Raw genomic sequence first — 19,528 nt, forward strand, 5'->3', positions numbered from 1 at the left:
AACCGCGTAGCGCACCCGAAAGTAACCTATCGAGTTTTAATTTCCAACAATAAATGTCTGAACAACAGGAGTATTGGTTTGCCGCTCGGACAAAGAAGGATCAGGAGTTTGCTATTCGTAATGCTTTAGAAAAGCTTGGAATAGAATACTTTCTTCCTACACAATTTGTCATTCGCCAACTGAAATATCGTCGTCGTAGGGTAGAAGTTCCTGTTATCAAGAATCTTATTTTTGTCCGGACTACCAAAGAGCGTGCCTGGTCCATCACGAAGGATGATCACGTTCCTTTATTTTATATGAAGGATCTTTATACCCATACTTTGCTCATCGTCCCCAACAAGCAGATGGAGGACTTTAAGTTTGTGATGGATTTAGCTCCGGAAAATGTAACTTTTGACGACCTTCCTCTTACCGTGGGTACAAAAGTACAGGTTGTCAAAGGAGAGTTTTGTGGTATCGAAGGTGAGTTATCCAGCCTTGCCAATCGCACCTATGTGGTGATCCGCATTCATGGGGTTCTGTCTGCCAGTGTCAAAGTACCTAAAAGTTACCTTCGTATTCTTTCAGCGTAATTCGTAATTTCAAAATTATATGAATCAAGTCCAAAATCTGCAACACATTGCCCGTGAGTTGCTTTATCTTGGTACGGATGGCTCTCCCATCTATACCGATCATTTCCGTCAACTGAACACCGAAGTTTTTCGCTTGTCCGAAGCCCTTTTCTCTATGAAAGGTGCTACTTTTGAGGAAGAAGCAGCGATTTGTCTATCCCTGTTAATGGGTTATAATGCTACCATTTACAATGATGGCGACAAAGAATCTAAGATACAAAGCATTTTAGATCGCTCTTTTGCTGTGTTAGATCATCTTCCCGCTTCTCTATTAAAATGTCAATTGCTGACATATTGCTATGGCGAGGTATTCGAGGAAGATTTGGCACAAGAAGCACATCAAATAATGGATGGCTGGAAAAGCAGGGCGCTCTCAGAAGAAGAATTGGAAGTGATGGAAACATTGCAGACAATGGAAGAGAATAGCTATCCATGTAGCGAGATAGAAGACTGATTATATGCACTAATATTTATTGGTTTGACTTTGGTGATATTATTGAAGGTCCTTGCGTCTGAAGTTTTTATACAATATTCTGTGAATTAATAAACATAGATATATATGTAACGTAGTAAAAATTATAAAAATGATTTTTACTACGTTACAGATTGTTTATTTTTATAGTTTGGAAAATTTGTATTGAAGATATATATTACTAAATATATAGGATGATTTTTAATTTCCTTTGATATGGAAACGGTTTTTTGAAGGTTATAGATAATATTAAAATATTCAGATCTGGTTGTAGTTTATGCATTTTGTTCTTTTCTTATTGACGCAAATATTAAGAGCTATCTGTGAAAGTGATTTGAAGATATGCCTTGAGCTGTATTTTCTACTTATAGGAGGCATTGTCATTATATGAATGAATTGAAAAAGAAAACGTTAAAAGGATTTATATGGAGCTCTTTAGAAAAGTTTTCAACACTATTGATTCAATTAATAGTAACTCTTATTATTGCCAGATTTTTATCTCCTTCTGACTTTGGCTTAATTGGGATGCTCAGTGTCTTTATGGCGATTGGGCAAATCATATTGGATAGCGGTTTTGGACAAGCTTTAATTCGAAAGAAAGATGTAGAAGAGATCGATTATTCATCTGTTTTTTATGTTAATCTCATTTTTGGAGGAGTATTATATATTATTCTTTATAATTGTTCTGGATTAATAGCATCTTTTTATCATGAACCGGAATTAAACTCTATTTCAAAAGTTGCATTTTTAATTTTTCCTATAAATGCAATAGGGTTAATTCATTATACCCTATTGAATAAATTGATTGATTTTAAAACTTTATCAAAGATCACTATTTTATCATCAATTTTATCAGGGGGAATAGGTATACTTATAGCTTATTATTGGCATAATGTTTGGGCTTTAGTCATACAAAATTTATCTTTATATTCATTTCGAACTTTGTTTTTATGGATATACAGTAAATGGAAGCCTAAACTAATTTTTTCTACGAGTTCAATAAAAGACATGTTTCCTTTTGCTATGAGTTTGTTGTTTACTGGTCTTATATCTGGTATATTTAACAATATATATGCTCTTGTAATTGGAAAGTTTTATAATGCAAAAGAACTAGGATTATATTCTCAGGCTGATCGGTTTCAGAAAATTCCTTCGACGAGCCTTACAGAAGTGATTCAGCGAGTTACTTTTCCTATACTATCTCAAATTCAAGATGAAAATGAACGTTTAAAAGAAAACTATTGTAAAATAATTGGAGTGTCTGTCTTTATAATATCACCAATAATGATTTTCCTATTACTTACTTCAAATGCTATTTTTGAAATATTATTACCTCCTGAATGGATTGTTGCGTCGGATTATTTTAAATATTTATGTGTTGTTGGGGCTTTATATCCTTTATCTAATATAAATAGTAATATACTAAAAATAAAAGGAAAAGGCCGCCTGATTCTAAACCTTGAACTGTTTAAAAAAGTTATTTGTATAATTGTATTGATATTTACAGTCCGATATGATATTACAATCCTTTTATGTGGGGTTGTATTTTATTCTATATTTGATCTTTTTGTGATGTGCTATTTCTGTGGTAAGCAAATACGTATCTCATTGGGAGCACAGTTTTTGGATTTATTACCTATTATAGCTTCTATTATAGGAGCTTTTAGTATTTCATATTGTGTGAAAACTATTTTGATTGATTTTAGTTCTTGGCAGATTATATTATCTCTCTTTCTGTTATACTGGAGTCTTTATTGGGCGTTCTCTTTTATATTTAATTGTAAGTACTTGCATTATTCTATTGATATAGTTAATAGTATAATTGGAGGAAAGAATATATGATAGTACTTTCTAAACATTTGGAAAAGTCACAAACGATAATTATGATGAATTATTTGTTTGTTGCTGTACCTGTTGTTTTTTGTTTTTTTGCAGACGAGCTATGGTTGAAATATAATTCTTTTTATTTCTATTTTTTTCAGTATTTGGTGTTCCTTTTTTATATTGTAAATAATAAGATAACTGTATCTGTATTGTTTTCTCCTACATTTATAACTGCTAATTACTTTTTTATTTATTTTATTGCGGGTAGCTACGTTACTCCTCGCGACATTGGTTTAAACTCTTTGTTCTCTTTCTCAGAAGGAATGGCAAGAACTTTTCTAAATGTGAAAAATTATAGAGAAATACTTATTTTGTTTTTGATTTCTAATTGGTGTCTATTTCTTGTTATACAAAAGAATATTAGGATATATACGATTTGGCCTCCTTCGGTTAAGAAAGAGGGATCTTTTATCATTCCACTACTTTCTGTGGTATTGATTTCTTTATTTTCCTTGCTAAAGATAGAGATATTTAATTTATGGATTTATCCTAGTATGTTTGCTATAACTATATATATAATGCCACGTCTATTGAACAGATTTTCAAATTTTATAGCTCGTTTGCCATGTTATTGTATTCTGCTGCTTTCTTTCTTTCTTGTGTCCTATGAATCTAAACGTGAATTGTTATATGTACTATTGCTTATCTTATTTTTTGAGTTATTTAATCGGAGGTATGAAATAAAGTTTACATTTAAGAATGTTTTATTTGTTTTAATGTGTCTGAGTATTTTCTTGTTTTTTATAATGGCAATGTCTATTGCAAGAGGGTATGGTAACTTTGATGTTGAGAATGTATTAGTAGCATTTTTTTATATTGGAGATTATATTAAAAGTGATATATTTAGAGATGCTATTGTTGATAATTTAGAGTTCTCAGGCGTGTATTTTGATACGGTAAATTGTGCTGATTATGTATTAAATAATCAGATTCCGACTCTATTGGGTTCTACTTTTATAAAGCCTTTGTTTCTGCCGATTCCTAGAGAATTATTTCCGTTGAAACCAGAGAGTATGATCAATATATATACTTCAACTTTTGTTCCAGGATTCTATTCTCGAGGTGGCTCTTTGCCTGTTGGATTTTATGGGGAGGCTATTGCTAATTTTTGTTTTTTTGCACCGTTTGCTGTTTATTTTTTATTCTCTGGTATTGAGTTTTTATATAAAAAGTTAATTGTTTCGTTTGAGACATTAGCCTCACTGAAATATTATATAGCACTTTTTTTATCTATAACTATTGTTCAATTTGCAAGAGGATCTGGCTTGGAATTGTGGATTTTATATCCATTGTTAGGATTGCCTTCTTATCTTTTGGTTTCGTATTTGTCTAATAGAAAATAATTAATAATGTATTTATAAAAATATAATTCAAATGAAAGCATGTTTTATGGGGCTTGGGTACATTGGCCTTCCGACAGCTATAACTGCTGCAAAACACGGTATCGAAATTATAGGTGTAGATATTAATCCAAAGGTTGTTGAAATGACAAATAGTGGAATTTTACACATTATTGAACCTGGAATGCAAGAACTTCTTTTGGAAGTTGTTACTAGTGGTAAGTTAAAAGCATCTCTTACACCAGAAGAGAGTGATGCTTATTTTATAGTGGTTCCTACTCCTTTTAAAGGAAATCATGAACCGGATATTTCGTATGTTGAATCAGCAACACGCGCAGTTATCCCTTTTTTAAAAGAAGGAGATTTATATGTTATTGAATCGACTTCACCTGTAGGTACAACTGATAAGATGAGCGATCTTATATTTTCTATTCGTCCAGAGTTGGAAGGTAAAATCTTTATATCTTACTGTCCGGAACGAGTTTTACCTGGTAATGTTATTCATGAACTTATAAATAATGATAGAGTCATTGGAGGAATTAATCCGGCTTCAACAGATAAAGCTATTGAATTTTATAGTCAGTTTGTACAGGGGAAACTTCATAGAACTAACAGTAAAACTGCAGAGATGTGTAAATTGACAGAGAATTCATCTCGTGATGTTCAAATAGCTTTTGCTAACGAACTTTCATTAATTTGTGATAAAGCAGGTATTAATGTTTGGGAATTGATAAGCTTGGCAAATAAACATCCTAGAGTTAATATTCTTCAGCCTGGATGTGGTGTTGGTGGTCATTGTATTGCTGTTGATCCATACTTTATAACAGCCGATTTTCCTATAGAATCACAGATCATTTCAAAAGCGCGGGAAATAAATAATTATAAGGCATTTTGGTGTGCGGAAAAAGTGACAAATGAAATGTTGAAATTTGAAATAGAGCATCATCGTAAACCTGTTGTGGCGATGATGGGATTAGCGTTTAAGCCGGATATAGATGATCTGAGAGAAGCTCCTGCTAAGTATATAACTACAAAAGTGATGCAAAGTTGTAATAATGCAGATATTTTGGTGGTTGAACCTAATGTGACAGAGCATAAGGTGTTTAAACTAACTAATTATAAAGAAGCTTATACTACTGCTGATATTGTTGTATTTCTTGTTGCTCATTCCGTTTTTAAATCTTTGGTTTATGACGATAAAAAGATAATTATAGATTTTTGTGGAATTTATAAAAAAATAAAGTTTGTATACGATGAAAAAAAAAAATAATGTTGGTTTTGGGACTCGTCCTGAAGCCATTAAGATGGCTCCTCTTATAAAGGAGTTACAGGCTCATTCAGATAAGATAAATGCGATCGTTTGTGTGACGGGACAACATCGTGAAATGCTTGATCAAGTACTTAGTTTATTCGATATACAACCAGATTATGATTTGAACATAATGAGACAAGGTCAGGATTTGTATGATGTGACTGCTAGAGTACTTATTGGAATGCGGGATATTCTGAAAAAAGAATGTCCAAATATAGTTTTAGTTCATGGTGATACAACGACTTCTATGGCAACTGCCTTGGCAGCTTATTATCAGCAAATTCCTGTAGGTCATGTGGAAGCTGGATTAAGAACACATAATATTTATAGTCCTTGGCCTGAGGAGATGAATAGACAAATAACAGGACGAATTGCTACTTATCATTTTGCCCCTACTAAATTGAGTAAGCAGAATTTGATACAGGAAGGTGTATACAATGAAAATATATTAATAACAGGTAATACTGTTATTGATGCCCTTCATATAGTTATTAATAAAATAAAGAATAATAAAGATCTAGAAAAAGGACTTGTAATTTACTGATAAAATCAGGTTATGATATTAGTAGATTAGCGGAAAATAGAAAGTTAATCTTGATAACAGGACACAGACGTGAGAATTTTGGTGATGGTTTTAATAATATGTGTCTTGCTATTAAGACTTTAACAGAGAAGTATCCTCAAGTTGATTTCCTCTATCCAATGCATTTAAATCCTAATGTGCGCAAACCTATTTATGAAGTTTTTGGCGAAGAGCATATGTCAAATATCTTTTTTATAGAGCCATTAGAATATCTTCCGTTTGTGTATTTAATGGCGAAATCAACGATTATTCTTACAGATAGTGGAGGAATACAAGAAGAAGCTCCAGGGCTGGGTAAACCTGTTTTAGTTATGCGTGATACTACGGAACGTCCAGAAGCACTCGAAGCGGGAACTGTTAAATTAGTAGGAACTAATTATGAAAAGATAGTCAATAGTGTTTCTGCTTTACTTGATGATAACTCGAATTATAATAGTATGAGCCAAGCCATAAATCCTTATGGAGACGGATTATCTGCAAAACGTATAACGGAATTTCTTATAGAATTGAATTGATGAGAAAGAAGAATATTCTGATTTTATTGGAATCTATCTCGGAATATAGAGTTCCTATATATAATATAATTAGTAATCATCACGAATTGACTATTGCTTTTTTTATAAGAATGATAATACTAAAAGTGTTTGTAATTTTAGAAAAATAAGATTGTGTGCTTTTCGGTGGGGTACGATTGTATGGATAAAAGGAAAATTTAGAAAGTTATGTGAAAAATTTGATATCATTATTTTTGCTTCTGATTTACATAATTTGTCATATTGTTTGCTTCCGTTTTTTCCCCATAAATATAAAGTTATCCCATGGTCGATTGGTATAAGGTCTTCCTATGTAAACAGATATAATTTATATAGGAAAAAGACCTTTCTGGATAAAATACAATATGAAGTTTTTATGAAATCAGATGCAATTATATTCTATATGAAAGAGGTCCTAAGCTTTTGGAAAGATTATAAAATTGATGATAGTAAAATTTTTATTGCTCATAATACAGTTGCTGTTGATCAGAGTTATGTAATTAGTGATACTAAAAAGAAGGATTTTTTATTTACAGGGACATTGTATAAAGAGAAAAAAATATATGAACTAATAAATGCATATATTAAGGTTAAATCTACAATAAATGGAAATATGCCATTATTGCATGTAATAGGTGAGGGACCTGAGTTTACAAATATTGTAAAGGTTGTTCGAGAGAATTTTTTAAATGATTGTATTATTATGCACGGTGCTATTTACGATGAAGATATTATAAAATCTTATTTTCAAACATCAATTATTTGTATCTCACCAGATCAGGCAGGATTATCCGTTTTAAAAAGTATGGGATATGGTGTCCCATTTATAACTCGTCAAAATGCAATAACAGGTGGAGAAATATTTAATATACATAATGAAATAGATGGCATTTTGTATTCAAATGAAAGTGAACTTGAAAATATATTATTTAATGCTGCACAAGTTCCCGATAAATTTATAGCAATGGGGCATGCCGCAAAACAATATTATGATAATTATGCGACACCATTGATAATGGCAAATGGCGTGTTAAATGCTATTGATTATGTTACAAGATAATGGATAATAACATGTTTGATACTTTGGTATTTGTTGTGGCCAGTTCTTTGAAAAATACACGACTCCAAAAAATTGCACAATATCTGTATTCAAAACAAATAAGATTGGAAATCTTGGCTTGGTTGAGGGATAGGAAAGATTTATGCAATGATAATAAATTTATCAGTATTAATTATTTGGTGAAAAGTGGAGGATATGGTGGAATCAGACTTATTTTCTATTATTTAGTATTTATCATCAAAGGATTCTGTGAGTTGTCTAAGAGGAGTTATAAAAATAAGGTCTTTTTTGCTATAAATTTTGAATCGGGATTGATATTGTATTTATTATCTCTCTTTCGACAAGATGTGATATATATATACGAAATTCGTGATGAATTTACAAAAAGTCATAAAATGCCATCGTTGGTTACGAAATTAGTTGATAACGTTGAGATAAAAATTAGAAAAAGAGCTTTTGTTACAATTCATGTTGATGATAATCGATTGTCTAATTTAGATAATAATGCGATAGTTATATATAATGCTCCTTATGACTTTTTTAAAGGAGATTTTATCCTTCCTGCATATAAAAAGAAGTTTGCTGTTACGGGTTGGTTATCATCTAATAGAGGGATGGATTCTATATACCATTTTGCATATGATAATCCTTCATATGAGTTTATAATAGCTGGAAGGTTTACTGATTCTTCACTTAAACGTAAGTTTATAGATCTTCCTAATGTTGTCTATTATGACTTTATGCCTCAGAATACCTTATTTTCTTTAATCAAAGATTGTCAAGGAATCTTTTCTCTATATGATCCTTCCTTAGAAATAAATAGGTTAGCAGCTTCGAATAAATTGTATGATGCAATGATGCTAGGGATACCTGTAATTGTGAACTTTGGAATATTGGCAGCTGATTATGTTGAGAAGAATGGGATTGGATATGTGGTGAACTATTTGTATGATGAAACTTGGAAAATATTGCTTGATCGTGCTTTAGATAGAATTGAATTCATGGGCAATAATGGACGTGAAATATATTATTCAAATTATGAATTAACATTTCAACTTGATTCGAAGTTACTTCCAATTCTTAAAAAATTAGATTTGAAATTTTGATATGTTATCTTTCCTTTTTTCAATTTTTATCAGATATTCTTTTTTTAATTTACCTTATATAAAGAAAATAAGGAGCTTGATTATTAATAAATATTTAGGAACTGAACGGGTTGTTATTGGTAATAAAGTTTCTTTTTCTTGTTCACATGTTGGGGGGAGTAAGAAATTGGAGATTTCAGATGATGTCTTAATTGCCTCAGGAGTGTTGCTTGATTATAATGGAGGATTAAAAATAGAAGAACAAGTTGTTATTTCAGATAATGTCGTTGTCCTCACTCATGATCATACTTTTGAGAATAAAGATCTTTGGTTTAAAAAACAACCGATTGAGTATCGTTCTAAAATTATAAAAAAGCGAGCTTGGATAGGGACTAATGCTATTATTTTAGGTAAAGCAACAATAATTGGTGAGGGGGCTGTCATTGCAGCTGGTGCTGTAGTTACTAAATCTGTTCCGCCTTTTACTGTAGTTGCTGGTAATCCTGCTAAAATTATCAAAGTGATAAATTAATTATTATATATTGAATTATGCTTTTATTCAAGGATAAGGTTTTATTGATTACTGGTGGAACTGGTTCTTTTGGGAACGCAGTGTTACGCCGTTTTCTTGATTCTGATATCAAGGAGATTCGTATCTTTTCTCGTGACGAAAAAAAACAAGATGATATGCGTCATCATTTACAAAATCCTAAAGTTAAATTTTACATTGGCGATGTTCGCGATAAACGTTCTGTTGATGGGGCTATGGATGGAGTAGATTATGTTTTTCATGCCGCTGCTCTTAAGCAGGTTCCTTCCTGTGAGTTTTTTCCAATACAGGCTGTTCGTACTAATGTTCTTGGCACGGAAAATGTATTAGATTCAGCTATCATGTATGGTGTTAAAAATGTCGTAGTACTTTCTACTGATAAGGCAGCTTATCCTATCAATGCTATGGGGATAAGTAAAGCCATGATGGAGAAAGTAGCAATTGCTAAAGGACGGCAATTGGGAGAAAACGGAAAAACGACTATTTGCTGTACTCGTTATGGCAATGTTATGGCGAGTCGTGGTTCAGTCATTCCTTTGTGGGTTGAGCAGATAAAAAATGGTGCTCCTATAACTATTACTGATCCCAATATGACCCGTTTTATGATGACTCTGGATGATGCTGTTGATCTAGTGATTTATGCTTTCTTGCATGGCAAGAATGGTGACTTATTTGTACAGAAGGCTCCAGCAGCTACTTTAAACGTGTTGGCAAATGCTTTGAAGAAGATTTATTCTAGTGATGCCGAGATACGAGTGATTGGTACTCGTCATGGTGAAAAGCTATATGAGACACTGGTTACTCGTGAAGAAATGTCAAAAGCAGAAGATATGGGTGATTATTATCGTATTCCTTGTGATACGCGTGATTTGAACTATGATAAGTTTTTTATAGAAGGTAGTGAAAAGATATCTCAGATAGAGGATTATCATTCCCATAATACTCGGCGTTTGGATGTTGAAGGTATGGAGCAACTTTTGTTTAAACTTGATTTTATTCATGAAGGTCTTAATGTGTAATAATGTTTGGTTTGTGACTAATTCTGATTTTATATGATAAAAGTTGGTATAACAGGACAGTCTGGATTTATTGGAGGCCATCTTTATAATGAGCTTGGTTTATTTCCAGAAACAATAATTCGTATTCCTTTTGAAGATAATTATTTTCAAGATGGGTTACGTTTAAGAGAGTTTGTTAAACAATGTGATGTTATTGTACATTTGGCAGCAATGAATCGTCATTCGAATCCACAAATAATTTACGAAACAAATCTTTGTTTAGTGAGACAATTAATTGTGGCTATGGAGAGTGAAAAATGTACTCCTTGTGTATTATTTGCTTCTTCTACTCAGGAGGAGCGGAATAATGAATATGGTAATTCTAAACGTGAAGGACGTGAGTTATTAGAGAATTGGGCAAGATGTAATGGTGCTTCTTTTGTTGGCTTGGTTATTCCTAATGTATATGGTCCTTTCGGCCGTCCTAATTACAATTCTTTTATTGCTACGTTTTGTCATAAACTAACGCATAATGAACAACCAAAGATTGTTCAGGATAGTAGAATTGGTTTAATTTATGTGGGTAATCTCTGTAAATATATTATTGATATAATAAAATCGATACATGAGTCCTCTTTTTCAGTAATTAAACGTAAAGAAGTACCATATGATTTTGAGAAAGGGGTCACTGAAATTTTGGACTTATTGAGTGCTTATAAAGTGTATTATTTAGATCAAGGATTTATTCCATTTTTAAGTGACCAGAATGCACTTAATCTCTTTAATACTTTTCGAAGTTACATTGATTATACAACGCATTTTCCTGTAAAATTGATAAAACATGCTGATTCAAGAGGGGCATTTGTTGAAACTATAAAATTAGGAATTGGTGGACAAGTCTCATTTTCTACTACACTTCCGGGTATTATACGTGGGAATCACTATCATAGCCGTAAAATAGAACGTTTTACGGTAATAAGGGGGAAAGCACGTATCCAACTTCGTAGAATAGGAAGTGATGAAGTTATCAGTTTCTATTTGGATGGAAATGAACCTTCCTATGTGGATATTCCCATTTGGTATACCCATAATATAGAGAATATTGGTGAGGAAGAACTTTATACACAATTTTGGATAAATGAATGGTATAATCCTGCTGATGGAGATACTTATTTTGAGAAAATATAAATGATATGGAACGATTAAAGGTTTTAACGGTTGTAGGTACACGTCCTGAGATTATCAGATTAGCATGTGTATTACAAAAACTAGACTCAAGTCTTGCTATAGAACATATTCTTGTGCATACAGGGCAAAATTACGATTATGAATTGAATGAAGTTTTTTTTGAAGATTTAGGATTAAGAAAGCCTGACTATTTTCTAAATGCGGCTGGTTCAAATGCTACAAATACTTCAGGGCAGATACTTCTAAAAATAGATCCTGTTCTTGAAGAAGTGAAGCCTGATGCTTTTCTTGTATTGGGAGATACAAACTCTTGCCTTTGTGCAATTGCTGCTAAGAAGCGGCATATTCCTATTTTTCATATGGAAGCAGGTAACCGTTGTTTTGATCAGCGTGTACCAGAAGAAAGTAATCGTAAAATAGTAGATCATATTAGTGATATAAATTTAACTTATAGCTCAATTGCACGGGAGTATCTTTTGCGTGAAGGGATTCCTGCAGATCGTATCATTAAGACTGGCAGTCCAATGTATGAAGTATTAATGCAATATTTGCCCAAAATAAAGTCATCTGTTATTTTGGAGAGACTTGGCCTTGAAAAAGGCAAATATTTTGTTGTTTCTGCTCATCGCGAGGAAAATATAACATGTGATAAAAATTTCTTTAATTTGGTTGATATCTTAAATTTGATAGCTAAAACTTATGAATATCCGGTAATTGTGTCTTGCCATCCTCGAACTCGCAAGATGATTGAGAAAAAAGGGATTGTTTTTCATGATTTGGTAAGATTAATGAAGCCAATGTGTTTAAGTGACTATAATCAACTTCAGCTGAACGCCAATACTGTCTTATCTGATTCCGGTACAATTAGTGAAGAAGCTAGTATTTTGAATTTTTGCGCTTTGAATATTCGTGAAGCTCATGAACGTCCAGAAGCGATGGAGGAAGCAAATGTTATGATGGTAGGCTTAAATCCTGAACGTGTAATGCAAGGTTTAGCAGAGTTGCAGAATCGGTCTCTTGATAATAATTATTTCCGTTCGGTATATGATTATTCTATGCCAAATGTGAGCGATAAAGTGGTACGGATTATTCTTTCTTACACAGATTATGTGAAACGGGTGGTATGGAGTGAGTAAAAATGGAGAAACTTTGGATTGTCAGTGAACTTTTTTATCCAGAAGAAACTTCTACTTCGTATTTATTAACAAAGATAGCTAATGCAATGTCTAATAAATATGATGTGAATGTTATATGTTGTAATGGAAAATATGATAAAGAGAAAGAAAATAATAATAAGGACTTTAATGTTATTCCCAGTATTAATATAATCAGAATTAAAGGCTCTAAAATAAACAAAAATAGTAATTATATTTTTCTTTTATATAAAGCTTTAAAAATAAGTCTGAATCTGTCGTATTGTTTATTTAAAAGGGTTGCTAAACATGATAAAGTACTAATTGTGACTACTCCAGTGTTCTTATTGCTTTTTATTACTGTTGTGAAGAAAATAAAAGGTATATATTGGTCTGTTTTGGTCTATGATGTTTTTCCTGAGAATATAAGGGCTACAGGAAAAATGAAAAATAGTTCAACACTATTATATAAGTTGCTGAAAAAACTTTTTGATAAATCGTATTCTTACGCTGATAAGCTGATAGTTATTGGTCGGGATATGGAGAAGGTTATGAGGAATAAAATTGGGCACTTTAGTGTAAACACAGAAATAAGTATTATAGAAAATTGGGCTGAGGTAAACTCTATTACTCCAAGAATATCGGATAATAAAGATAAAATTACATTGTTATATGCTGGTAATATGGGGCGAGTACAAGGATTATTAGATTTAATAAATATTATAAGTCTGATAAGAAATGATGAATTAATATTCTCTTTTAGAGGTACTGGTGCTTTAAAATCGGCAATGATGGATTTAGTGAAATCTAAGAAAATAAGGAATGTTCTATTTGATGGGGGATATAGTAGAAATAAACAAAGTGAAATTTTAGGATCTTGTGATATTGCATTAATAACATTGGCAGATGAAATGTATGGATTGGCAGTGCCTTCTAAATCATATAATATAATGGCAGCAGGCAAGCCTATTTTGTATATTGGTAACTCTGATAGTGAGATTTGGAAGGTGGTTTCGGATAATAAAATAGGTTTCTGTTTTCAATGGACAGAAAAAGAACGGCTTATAGAATTTTTGAATAATTTATCAACGTTACAACTTGAGACATTAAGAGAGATGGGCAATAGAGCTCGGAAATTGGCAGAGCATAGTTATTCAGAGAGTGTTATTTTAGGGAAATATTTAGATATTATTTAATTTGATCGTTATATAATGAAAATACCATTTTCACCACCTTATATTGACGAGGCGGTCATCAACGAAGTCGTTGATTCGTTACGTTCCGGTTGGATCACATCCGGTCCGAAAGTGAAGGCTTTGGAGGAAGAAATAAAATCTTTCTCGGGAGCAAAGGAAGTACTTTGTGTCAATTCCTGGACATCAGGAGCTATTATGATGTTGCGTTGGCTGGGAGTGAAGGAGGGAGATGAAGTAATTGTTCCTGCTTATACTTATAGTGCAACGGCATTGGCCGTGCTTCATGCCGGGGCTAAACCGGTGATGGTGGATTCCGGAATGGATTTTAATATCTCGGTAGAGGCTGTTCGTAAAGCTATTACTGCTAAAACAAAGGCAATTATCCCGGTAGACATTGCCGGTTTTCCTTGCGATTATGAAAAGATCATGGCACTGGTACAGGAATCTGAAATGATAAAATTGTTCCGTGCGGAATCTCCGGTGCAAGAAAAATTAGGACGTATCTTGGTGATGAATGATGCTGCCCATTCTTTGGGGGCACGTTACAGTAACCGGCAGCGTACCGGTTGCGAAACTGATGTGGCTATCTTTTCACTCCATGCCGTGAAGAACGTGACTACTGCCGAAGGTGGAGCCATTTGTTTGAACTTGCCCAAGCCGTTCGATAATGCAGAGCTGTATAAAGAACTCCGGATGATGAGCCTGAACTGCCAGACTAAGGATGCTTTTTCGAAATCTAAAGCCGGAGGATGGCGTTATGATATTGTCGGTTTCGGAATGAAAATCAATATGGCCGATGTGAATGCTGCCATCGGACTGGCGCAAATACGGGAATATCCGGAGTTACTGAAGGAGCGGAAGAGGGTGTTCAATACTTACAATGATGCTTTTTCGACTTGTGACTGGGCCATCGTTCCGCCTTCTGTAGATGGAGAAAAGGAAAGCTCTTATCATATTTATGCTTTGCGTGTGAAAGACTTTACAGAAGAGCAACGTGACCGGATGATTGACGAGATCGCTAAACGTGAAGTGGCTGTGAATGTACATTTTATACCGATGCCGATGTTGTCGTTCTTCAAATCGATGGGATATGATATGAATGATTATCCACAGGCTTATCAGAATTTTAAGGGTGAGATATCATTGCCGATATATCCTCAACTGGATAGTGAAAAATTGAATTTCATTATTGATACTGTAAAGGCGGCCTATACGACCGTAATCGCAGAAAACAGATAGTATATTTACAAACACTAAACAGATAAGCTTCTTGATTCGTTTTTTTGATATTGTTTTTTCCCTTTTGGGAATTCTTCTGCTTTCTCCCATTTTTCTCTTTCTTTATATAGCCATCTGCCTTGAAAGTAAAGGAGGCGGTTTCTATAAACAACTTCGTGTGGGACAATACGGGCGGGATTTTTATGTCTATAAATTCCGTTCAATGCGTGTGGGGGCTGATAAGAAGGGACTGATAACGGTGGGGGGGAGAGATCCCAGAATAACCCGTACCGGGTATTTTATCCGGAAGTATAAATTAGATGAATTACCCCAGTTGTTCAATGTACTGAAAGGTGATATGAGTCTGGTGGGACCACGGCCTGAGGTTCGTAAGTATGTGGATTTGTATACTGATGACCAGAAAAAGGTATTGAGCGTACGTCCCGGAATTACGGATTATGCTTCTATTGAATATGTGGATGAAAATACGATTCTAGGAAAGGCTTCGGATCCCGACAAGGCATATATAGAACAGATTATGCCCGATAAAATACGGTATAATATGAAATATATATGTAATCGTTCGGTGAAGGAATATTTAAAAATTATATTTCTGACATTTTGGAGCATCATTCGTTAGATACGTTTTTAAAGAAAGTGGGGAAAATCCTTCTTTTTGTTTTTGTACCTTATTACGTGAGAAAGAAGAAGGAGGAGTAGCTCGGAAGTAAGTTCAGGAAAGAAATTAATTCAATAAAAGAGAAAGGATCAGCAATTGCTGATCCTTTCTCTTTTATTGAGCCTCTTGTCGGATTCGAACCAACGACCCCGAGATTACAAATCACGTGCTCTGGCCAACTGAGCTAAAGAGGCGTCATTTCTGTTTTGCGGGTGCAAAGGTAGGAAAAACTTTTAAGCTTGCAAATACTTTGGCAAAAAATGCTTCATAAAAATAGTGTTTGATAAATCGGATTCTTTGTTTACTTTTGCAAATCAATTAATTATAGAAAAGTATGAAGAAGAACTTTTTTTATGTATGTGGTCTGTCATTGCTTCTTTGGGGTATGGCAGCATGTTCCGGACAGGGAAAAGCGGATAAAGCAACCGTTGTTGCGGATAGTGTAGTGGTGAAAACGGATAGTGTTGCGGCAGACAGCACAGGATATATTGTGAGAGTAGGAGAGATGGCCCCCGATTTTACTATTACTCTGACAGACGGAAAGCAGATAGAGCTTTCTGCACTTCGTGGCAAAGTGGTGATGTTGCAATTCACGGCCAGTTGGTGCGGAGTATGTCGTAAAGAGATGCCTTTTATAGAGAAAGATATCTGGCTGAAACATCAAAGCAATCCGGAGTTTGCCTTGATCGGTATTGATCGTGACGAACCTCTTGACAAAGTGATTGCATTTGGTAAGTCAGTAGGGGTGACTTATCCGTTGGGATTGGATCCGGGAGCGGATATATTTGCAAAATATGCATTGCGTGAATCGGGTATCACCCGCAATGTACTGATAGACCGGGAAGGTAAGATTGTGAAGCTGACTCGTTTGTATAACGAAGAGGAATTTACTTCACTGGTAAATCAAATTGATGAAATGCTGAAGAAATAAGTTGAACAAGCAGGGGTGATTTTTTGTTTTTAGCATGGAATCACCCCATCTTTTTATTTTATGGCTATAACGATTATTATTCTCGTACTGTCAGCTGCCTTTTTCATGAGTGGAAAGGTACGGTCTGACTTAGTGGCATTGTGTGCGCTGGTATTATTAATACTTTTCAATATCCTTACTCCGGAGGAAGCGCTTTCGGGCTTTTCCAATTCTGTTGTTATTATGATGATCGGTCTGTTTGTGGTGGGCGGAGCTATTTTCCAAACGGGGCTGGCAAAGATGATCAGTAGCCGTATCCTGAAGTTTGCGGGAACAAGCGAGTTGAAACTCTTTGTACTGATCATATTGGTGACAGCGGCTATCGGCGCTTTTGTCAGCAATACGGGAACGGTGGCGTTGATGCTGCCTATTGTGGTCAGCATGGCCATGAGTGCCAATATCAATGTAAGCCGTCTGCTGATGCCTCTTGCTTTTGCCAGCAGTATGGGTGGTATGATGACGTTAATTGGTACTCCGCCTAACCTTGTGATACAGAATGCCTTGATTGAAGCCGGATATGAACGGCTCTCTTTCTTTACCTTCACTCCCGTGGGACTGGTATGTGTTACTGTCGGTCTGATTGTGCTGATCCCGCTGAGTAAGATATTCCTGACGAAGAAAACAGATAAAGAAACGCGGGGAAAGCATAAGAATAAGTCGCTTCAGGAATTGGCGGGGGAATATCAGTTATCGCAGAACCTGTATAGGGTGGAGGTCGAAGAATCTTCAGGAATTGTCGGTAAAACAATACAGGAGTTAGGGATTCCGCAGAGGTATCATGTGACAATTCTGGAAGTGCGTCGCCGATCGGTTTCATCCCGACACTTTTTTAAGACAAAAAAGCAGGAGATGGCAGAAGCGGGAACCCTGATTGAAGCAGAAGATATTCTTTATGTATTAGGGGAGTTTGAGAACGTGAAACGTTTTGTCGGTGAGAATCGTCTGGCTTTATTGGATACACATAAGACGGAAGGTAATTTGCATAATACGGATGAAGGTTTCGATTTTCAGGAGATAGGCATTGCCGAAATCTTGTTGCTGCCTACTGCCAATTTGATAAACAAACCGGTAAAAGCTTCCGGATTCAGGGAGAATTACAGCATTAATATATTGGGAATTCAGCGCAAGCGTGACTACTTGTTGAAGAACCTGAAGGATGAAAAAATGCATTCGGGAGATGTCTTGCTGGTACAGGGAAGTTGGGCAAACATTGCCAGGCTTGGTGAAGACCAGTCGCAATGGGTCGTTCTGGGGCAACCATTGGCTGAAGCAGCTAAAGTGACCTTGAACCATAAAGCACCGGTAGCGGCACTGATCATGTTGGGGATGATTATAACCATGATGTTCGACTTTATTCCGGTGGCCCCTGTGACGGCAGTAATTGTCGCAGCTCTGCTGATGGTGCTGACCGGATGTTTCCGCAATGTGGAAGAAGCTTATAAAACAATCAACTGGGAGAGTATTGTATTGATAGCGGGAATGTTGCCCATGTCATTGGCATTGGAGAAAACCGGGGCTTCGGAAGTGGTGTCGCAATCATTGGTGAACGGTCTGGGTACTTACGGGCCTTTTGCTTTGTTGGCAGGCATCTATTTCACTACTTCGCTGATGACGATGTTTATCAGCAATACGGCTACTGCGGTGCTGCTTGCTCCTATTGCGCTTCACTCTGCCGTACAGTTGGGACTGAGTCCCTATCCGTTTCTGTTTGCCGTGACGGTGGCGGCGAGTATGTGTTTTGCTTCACCTTTCTCCACGCCGCCTAATGCACTGGTGATGCCGGCAGGACGCTATACATTTATGGATTATGTAAAAGTTGGTCTTCCGTTGCAGATCATTATGGGCGTGGTGATGGTGTTCGTGTTGCCGTTATTGTTTCCGTTTTAGTCTTTTAGGAGGACTGGTTATCGGGAATTTTCATGCCTGCCCGGTCACGGGACAACAGTCAGTTTGGCCAGGTAGTCATAATGTTTGCCCTCTTTTATCATTTCGGCCTTGAAGCCATTGTCGGCAGCATAGGCACTGAGGGTCTGGAAGTCGATATACAGCCAGTCGAAAGAATCACCTTGAATGTCTTTGTACTGCATGCGGAAGTCGATTTCTCCATAATAATCTCCGGCCAGGTCGATTAGGAAACTTCCGTCTTCATCTTCGAACAGATAGCGGAGGTCACTTGAATCCATCAGGATGCAACCATTCGGGCGGAGTATTTGTTTCATCTTACGGAAGAAGACAGGCATATTCTCCAAGCGTCCGATGATACCGGAACCGTTCATCAACATCAGTATGGTATCGAAAGTATCGGCAAAGTGTTCGTCGAACAGATTAATCTGGCGGGCATCTTTTACTCCCCGTTGTTTCATTACTTCGACGGCCAGAGGAGAGATGTCGATGGCAGAAACTTCTTTGCCGGCTTTCTGAAGAGCAAGGGCGTGGCAGCCACTTCCGGCGCCTACGTCGAGTATTCTTCCGGTAGCCATTTGAAGAGCTGTGCGTTCGAGCAGGGGCATCTGTCCGGCTTCGCGGAAAAGTTGTTTGACGGGTATTTCGTCTTCATCGAACTGAGAAGAAAATACACGCAGTCTGTCTGCCTTGTGATTGTGATAATAATCGGCTATGGCGGCACCCATCGGGTCTTTTTCTGCCGGGAGCAGGAATGTATCCATTGATTGGTTTTTAGTTGTTACAGCGGGCAAAGATAGGGAATTCACAGAAA

Annotated in this window: 17 protein-coding genes, 1 tRNA gene and 1 pseudogene; 17 read left to right on the forward strand and 2 right to left on the reverse strand. The window is 35.5% G+C overall.

Annotated features, from left to right (window positions below; all coding sequences use genetic code 11):
• Positions 1 to 53 precede the first annotated feature (53 nt).
• From upaY to DBK98_RS10920, 15 genes and pseudogenes are all read left to right on the forward strand, one after another.
• Positions 54 to 572 (forward strand): capsular polysaccharide transcription antiterminator UpaY, encoded by a 519-nt coding sequence (gene upaY / locus DBK98_RS10850; RefSeq protein WP_005776089.1) that lies wholly within the window; start codon positions 54 to 56, stop codon positions 570 to 572.
• 19 nt (positions 573 to 591) lie between these two features.
• Complete coding sequence (locus tag DBK98_RS10855; protein WP_022011128.1) at positions 592 to 1,065, forward strand: UpxZ family transcription anti-terminator antagonist; 474 nt, start codon at positions 592 to 594, stop codon at positions 1,063 to 1,065.
• A 405-nt stretch (positions 1,066 to 1,470) separates the two neighbouring features.
• A complete protein-coding gene (locus DBK98_RS10860; RefSeq protein WP_050503186.1) occupies positions 1,471 to 2,925 on the forward strand; it encodes a lipopolysaccharide biosynthesis protein in 1,455 nt (484 codons plus the stop codon).
• A gap of 41 nt (positions 2,926 to 2,966) precedes the next feature.
• Positions 2,967 to 4,310 (forward strand): hypothetical protein, encoded by a 1,344-nt coding sequence (locus tag DBK98_RS10865; RefSeq protein ID WP_187143822.1) that lies wholly within the window; start codon positions 2,967 to 2,969, stop codon positions 4,308 to 4,310.
• A gap of 31 nt (positions 4,311 to 4,341) precedes the next feature.
• Positions 4,342 to 5,577, forward strand: a complete 1,236-nt coding sequence (gene wecC / locus DBK98_RS10870) for a UDP-N-acetyl-D-mannosamine dehydrogenase (protein ID WP_187143823.1) — start codon at positions 4,342 to 4,344, stop codon at positions 5,575 to 5,577.
• Positions 5,561 to 6,717: pseudogene (wecB, locus tag DBK98_RS10875) on the forward strand (non-hydrolyzing UDP-N-acetylglucosamine 2-epimerase). The gene wecC and the pseudogene wecB (DBK98_RS10875) overlap by 17 nt, the downstream one beginning before the upstream one ends.
• Before the next feature lie 394 nt (positions 6,718 to 7,111).
• Complete coding sequence (locus tag DBK98_RS10880; protein ID WP_187143824.1) at positions 7,112 to 7,795, forward strand: glycosyltransferase; 684 nt, start codon at positions 7,112 to 7,114, stop codon at positions 7,793 to 7,795.
• Positions 7,795 to 8,901: a hypothetical protein gene (locus tag DBK98_RS10885; RefSeq protein WP_033572617.1), complete on the forward strand. Its 1,107-nt coding sequence runs from the start codon at positions 7,795 to 7,797 to the stop codon at positions 8,899 to 8,901. The genes DBK98_RS10880 and DBK98_RS10885 overlap by 1 nt, the downstream gene beginning before the upstream one ends.
• Before the next feature lie 76 nt (positions 8,902 to 8,977).
• The gene (locus tag DBK98_RS23520; protein ID WP_270408757.1) at positions 8,978 to 9,412 is read left to right on the forward strand and encodes an acyltransferase; all 435 of its coding nucleotides are present in this window, start codon (positions 8,978 to 8,980) and stop codon (positions 9,410 to 9,412) included.
• Positions 9,413 to 9,429: 17 nt separating this feature from the next.
• Positions 9,430 to 10,449, forward strand: a complete 1,020-nt coding sequence (locus DBK98_RS10895) for a polysaccharide biosynthesis protein (protein ID WP_033572618.1) — start codon at positions 9,430 to 9,432, stop codon at positions 10,447 to 10,449.
• A gap of 33 nt (positions 10,450 to 10,482) precedes the next feature.
• Positions 10,483 to 11,616 carry an NAD-dependent epimerase/dehydratase family protein gene (locus DBK98_RS10900; protein WP_033572619.1) on the forward strand — a complete coding sequence of 378 codons (1,134 nt, stop codon included), beginning with the start codon at positions 10,483 to 10,485 and terminating at the stop codon, positions 11,614 to 11,616.
• Between the two features lie 5 nt (positions 11,617 to 11,621).
• The gene (gene wecB / locus DBK98_RS10905; protein WP_032535968.1) at positions 11,622 to 12,752 is read left to right on the forward strand and encodes a non-hydrolyzing UDP-N-acetylglucosamine 2-epimerase; all 1,131 of its coding nucleotides are present in this window, start codon (positions 11,622 to 11,624) and stop codon (positions 12,750 to 12,752) included.
• Between the two features lie 2 nt (positions 12,753 to 12,754).
• Positions 12,755 to 13,945 carry a glycosyltransferase family 4 protein gene (locus DBK98_RS10910; RefSeq protein WP_032535970.1) on the forward strand — a complete coding sequence of 397 codons (1,191 nt, stop codon included), beginning with the start codon at positions 12,755 to 12,757 and terminating at the stop codon, positions 13,943 to 13,945.
• Positions 13,946 to 13,960: 15 nt separating this feature from the next.
• Positions 13,961 to 15,184, forward strand: coding sequence for a DegT/DnrJ/EryC1/StrS aminotransferase family protein (locus DBK98_RS10915; RefSeq protein ID WP_032530178.1), 1,224 nt, complete (start codon positions 13,961 to 13,963; stop codon positions 15,182 to 15,184).
• Positions 15,185 to 15,215: 31 nt separating this feature from the next.
• A complete protein-coding gene (locus DBK98_RS10920; RefSeq protein ID WP_032535971.1) occupies positions 15,216 to 15,803 on the forward strand; it encodes a sugar transferase in 588 nt (195 codons plus the stop codon).
• A 159-nt stretch (positions 15,804 to 15,962) separates the two neighbouring features.
• Here DBK98_RS10920 and DBK98_RS10925 read toward each other — a convergent pair.
• Positions 15,963 to 16,036 (reverse strand) — tRNA-Thr (locus DBK98_RS10925).
• A 140-nt stretch (positions 16,037 to 16,176) separates the two neighbouring features.
• On the opposite strand from DBK98_RS10925, the gene DBK98_RS10930 reads away from it, so the two are divergent.
• Positions 16,177 to 16,773 carry a TlpA disulfide reductase family protein gene (locus DBK98_RS10930; protein ID WP_005776111.1) on the forward strand — a complete coding sequence of 199 codons (597 nt, stop codon included), beginning with the start codon at positions 16,177 to 16,179 and terminating at the stop codon, positions 16,771 to 16,773.
• Between the two features lie 60 nt (positions 16,774 to 16,833).
• On the forward strand, positions 16,834 to 18,699 hold the full coding sequence (locus DBK98_RS10935) for an SLC13 family permease (protein WP_032535972.1): 1,866 nt from the start codon (positions 16,834 to 16,836) through the stop codon (positions 18,697 to 18,699).
• A gap of 44 nt (positions 18,700 to 18,743) precedes the next feature.
• Here DBK98_RS10935 and DBK98_RS10940 read toward each other — a convergent pair whose 3' ends face one another.
• Positions 18,744 to 19,478: a bifunctional 2-polyprenyl-6-hydroxyphenol methylase/3-demethylubiquinol 3-O-methyltransferase UbiG gene (locus DBK98_RS10940; RefSeq protein ID WP_032535974.1), complete on the reverse strand. Its 735-nt coding sequence runs from the start codon at positions 19,476 to 19,478 to the stop codon at positions 18,744 to 18,746.
• Positions 19,479 to 19,528: the final 50 nt, after the last annotated feature.

This window comes from Bacteroides sp. PHL 2737, assembly GCF_004115325.2.
Taxonomy (GTDB): domain Bacteria; phylum Bacteroidota; class Bacteroidia; order Bacteroidales; family Bacteroidaceae; genus Bacteroides; species Bacteroides hominis.

What these genes read in the sequence shown, in the direction of transcription:
- upaY (WP_005776089.1), top strand. Translation starts at nt 54, where the DNA reads ATGTCTGAACAACAGGAGTATTGGTTTGCCGCTCGGACAAAGAAGGAT.
- DBK98_RS10855 (WP_022011128.1), top strand. Translation starts at nt 592, where the DNA reads ATGAATCAAGTCCAAAATCTGCAACACATTGCCCGTGAGTTGCTTTAT.
- DBK98_RS10860 (WP_050503186.1), top strand. Translation starts at nt 1,471, where the DNA reads ATGAATGAATTGAAAAAGAAAACGTTAAAAGGATTTATATGGAGCTCT.
- DBK98_RS10865 (WP_187143822.1), top strand. Translation starts at nt 2,967, where the DNA reads ATGATGAATTATTTGTTTGTTGCTGTACCTGTTGTTTTTTGTTTTTTT.
- wecC (WP_187143823.1), top strand. Translation starts at nt 4,342, where the DNA reads ATGAAAGCATGTTTTATGGGGCTTGGGTACATTGGCCTTCCGACAGCT.
- DBK98_RS10880 (WP_187143824.1), top strand. Translation starts at nt 7,112, where the DNA reads ATGAAATCAGATGCAATTATATTCTATATGAAAGAGGTCCTAAGCTTT.
- DBK98_RS10885 (WP_033572617.1), top strand. Translation starts at nt 7,795, where the DNA reads ATGGATAATAACATGTTTGATACTTTGGTATTTGTTGTGGCCAGTTCT.
- DBK98_RS10895 (WP_033572618.1), top strand. Translation starts at nt 9,430, where the DNA reads ATGCTTTTATTCAAGGATAAGGTTTTATTGATTACTGGTGGAACTGGT.
- DBK98_RS10900 (WP_033572619.1), top strand. Translation starts at nt 10,483, where the DNA reads ATGATAAAAGTTGGTATAACAGGACAGTCTGGATTTATTGGAGGCCAT.
- wecB (WP_032535968.1), top strand. Translation starts at nt 11,622, where the DNA reads ATGGAACGATTAAAGGTTTTAACGGTTGTAGGTACACGTCCTGAGATT.
- DBK98_RS10910 (WP_032535970.1), top strand. Translation starts at nt 12,755, where the DNA reads ATGGAGAAACTTTGGATTGTCAGTGAACTTTTTTATCCAGAAGAAACT.
- DBK98_RS10915 (WP_032530178.1), top strand. Translation starts at nt 13,961, where the DNA reads ATGAAAATACCATTTTCACCACCTTATATTGACGAGGCGGTCATCAAC.
- DBK98_RS10930 (WP_005776111.1), top strand. Translation starts at nt 16,177, where the DNA reads ATGAAGAAGAACTTTTTTTATGTATGTGGTCTGTCATTGCTTCTTTGG.
- DBK98_RS10935 (WP_032535972.1), top strand. Translation starts at nt 16,834, where the DNA reads ATGGCTATAACGATTATTATTCTCGTACTGTCAGCTGCCTTTTTCATG.
- DBK98_RS10940 (WP_032535974.1), bottom strand. Translation starts at nt 19,478, where the DNA reads ATGGATACATTCCTGCTCCCGGCAGAAAAAGACCCGATGGGTGCCGCC.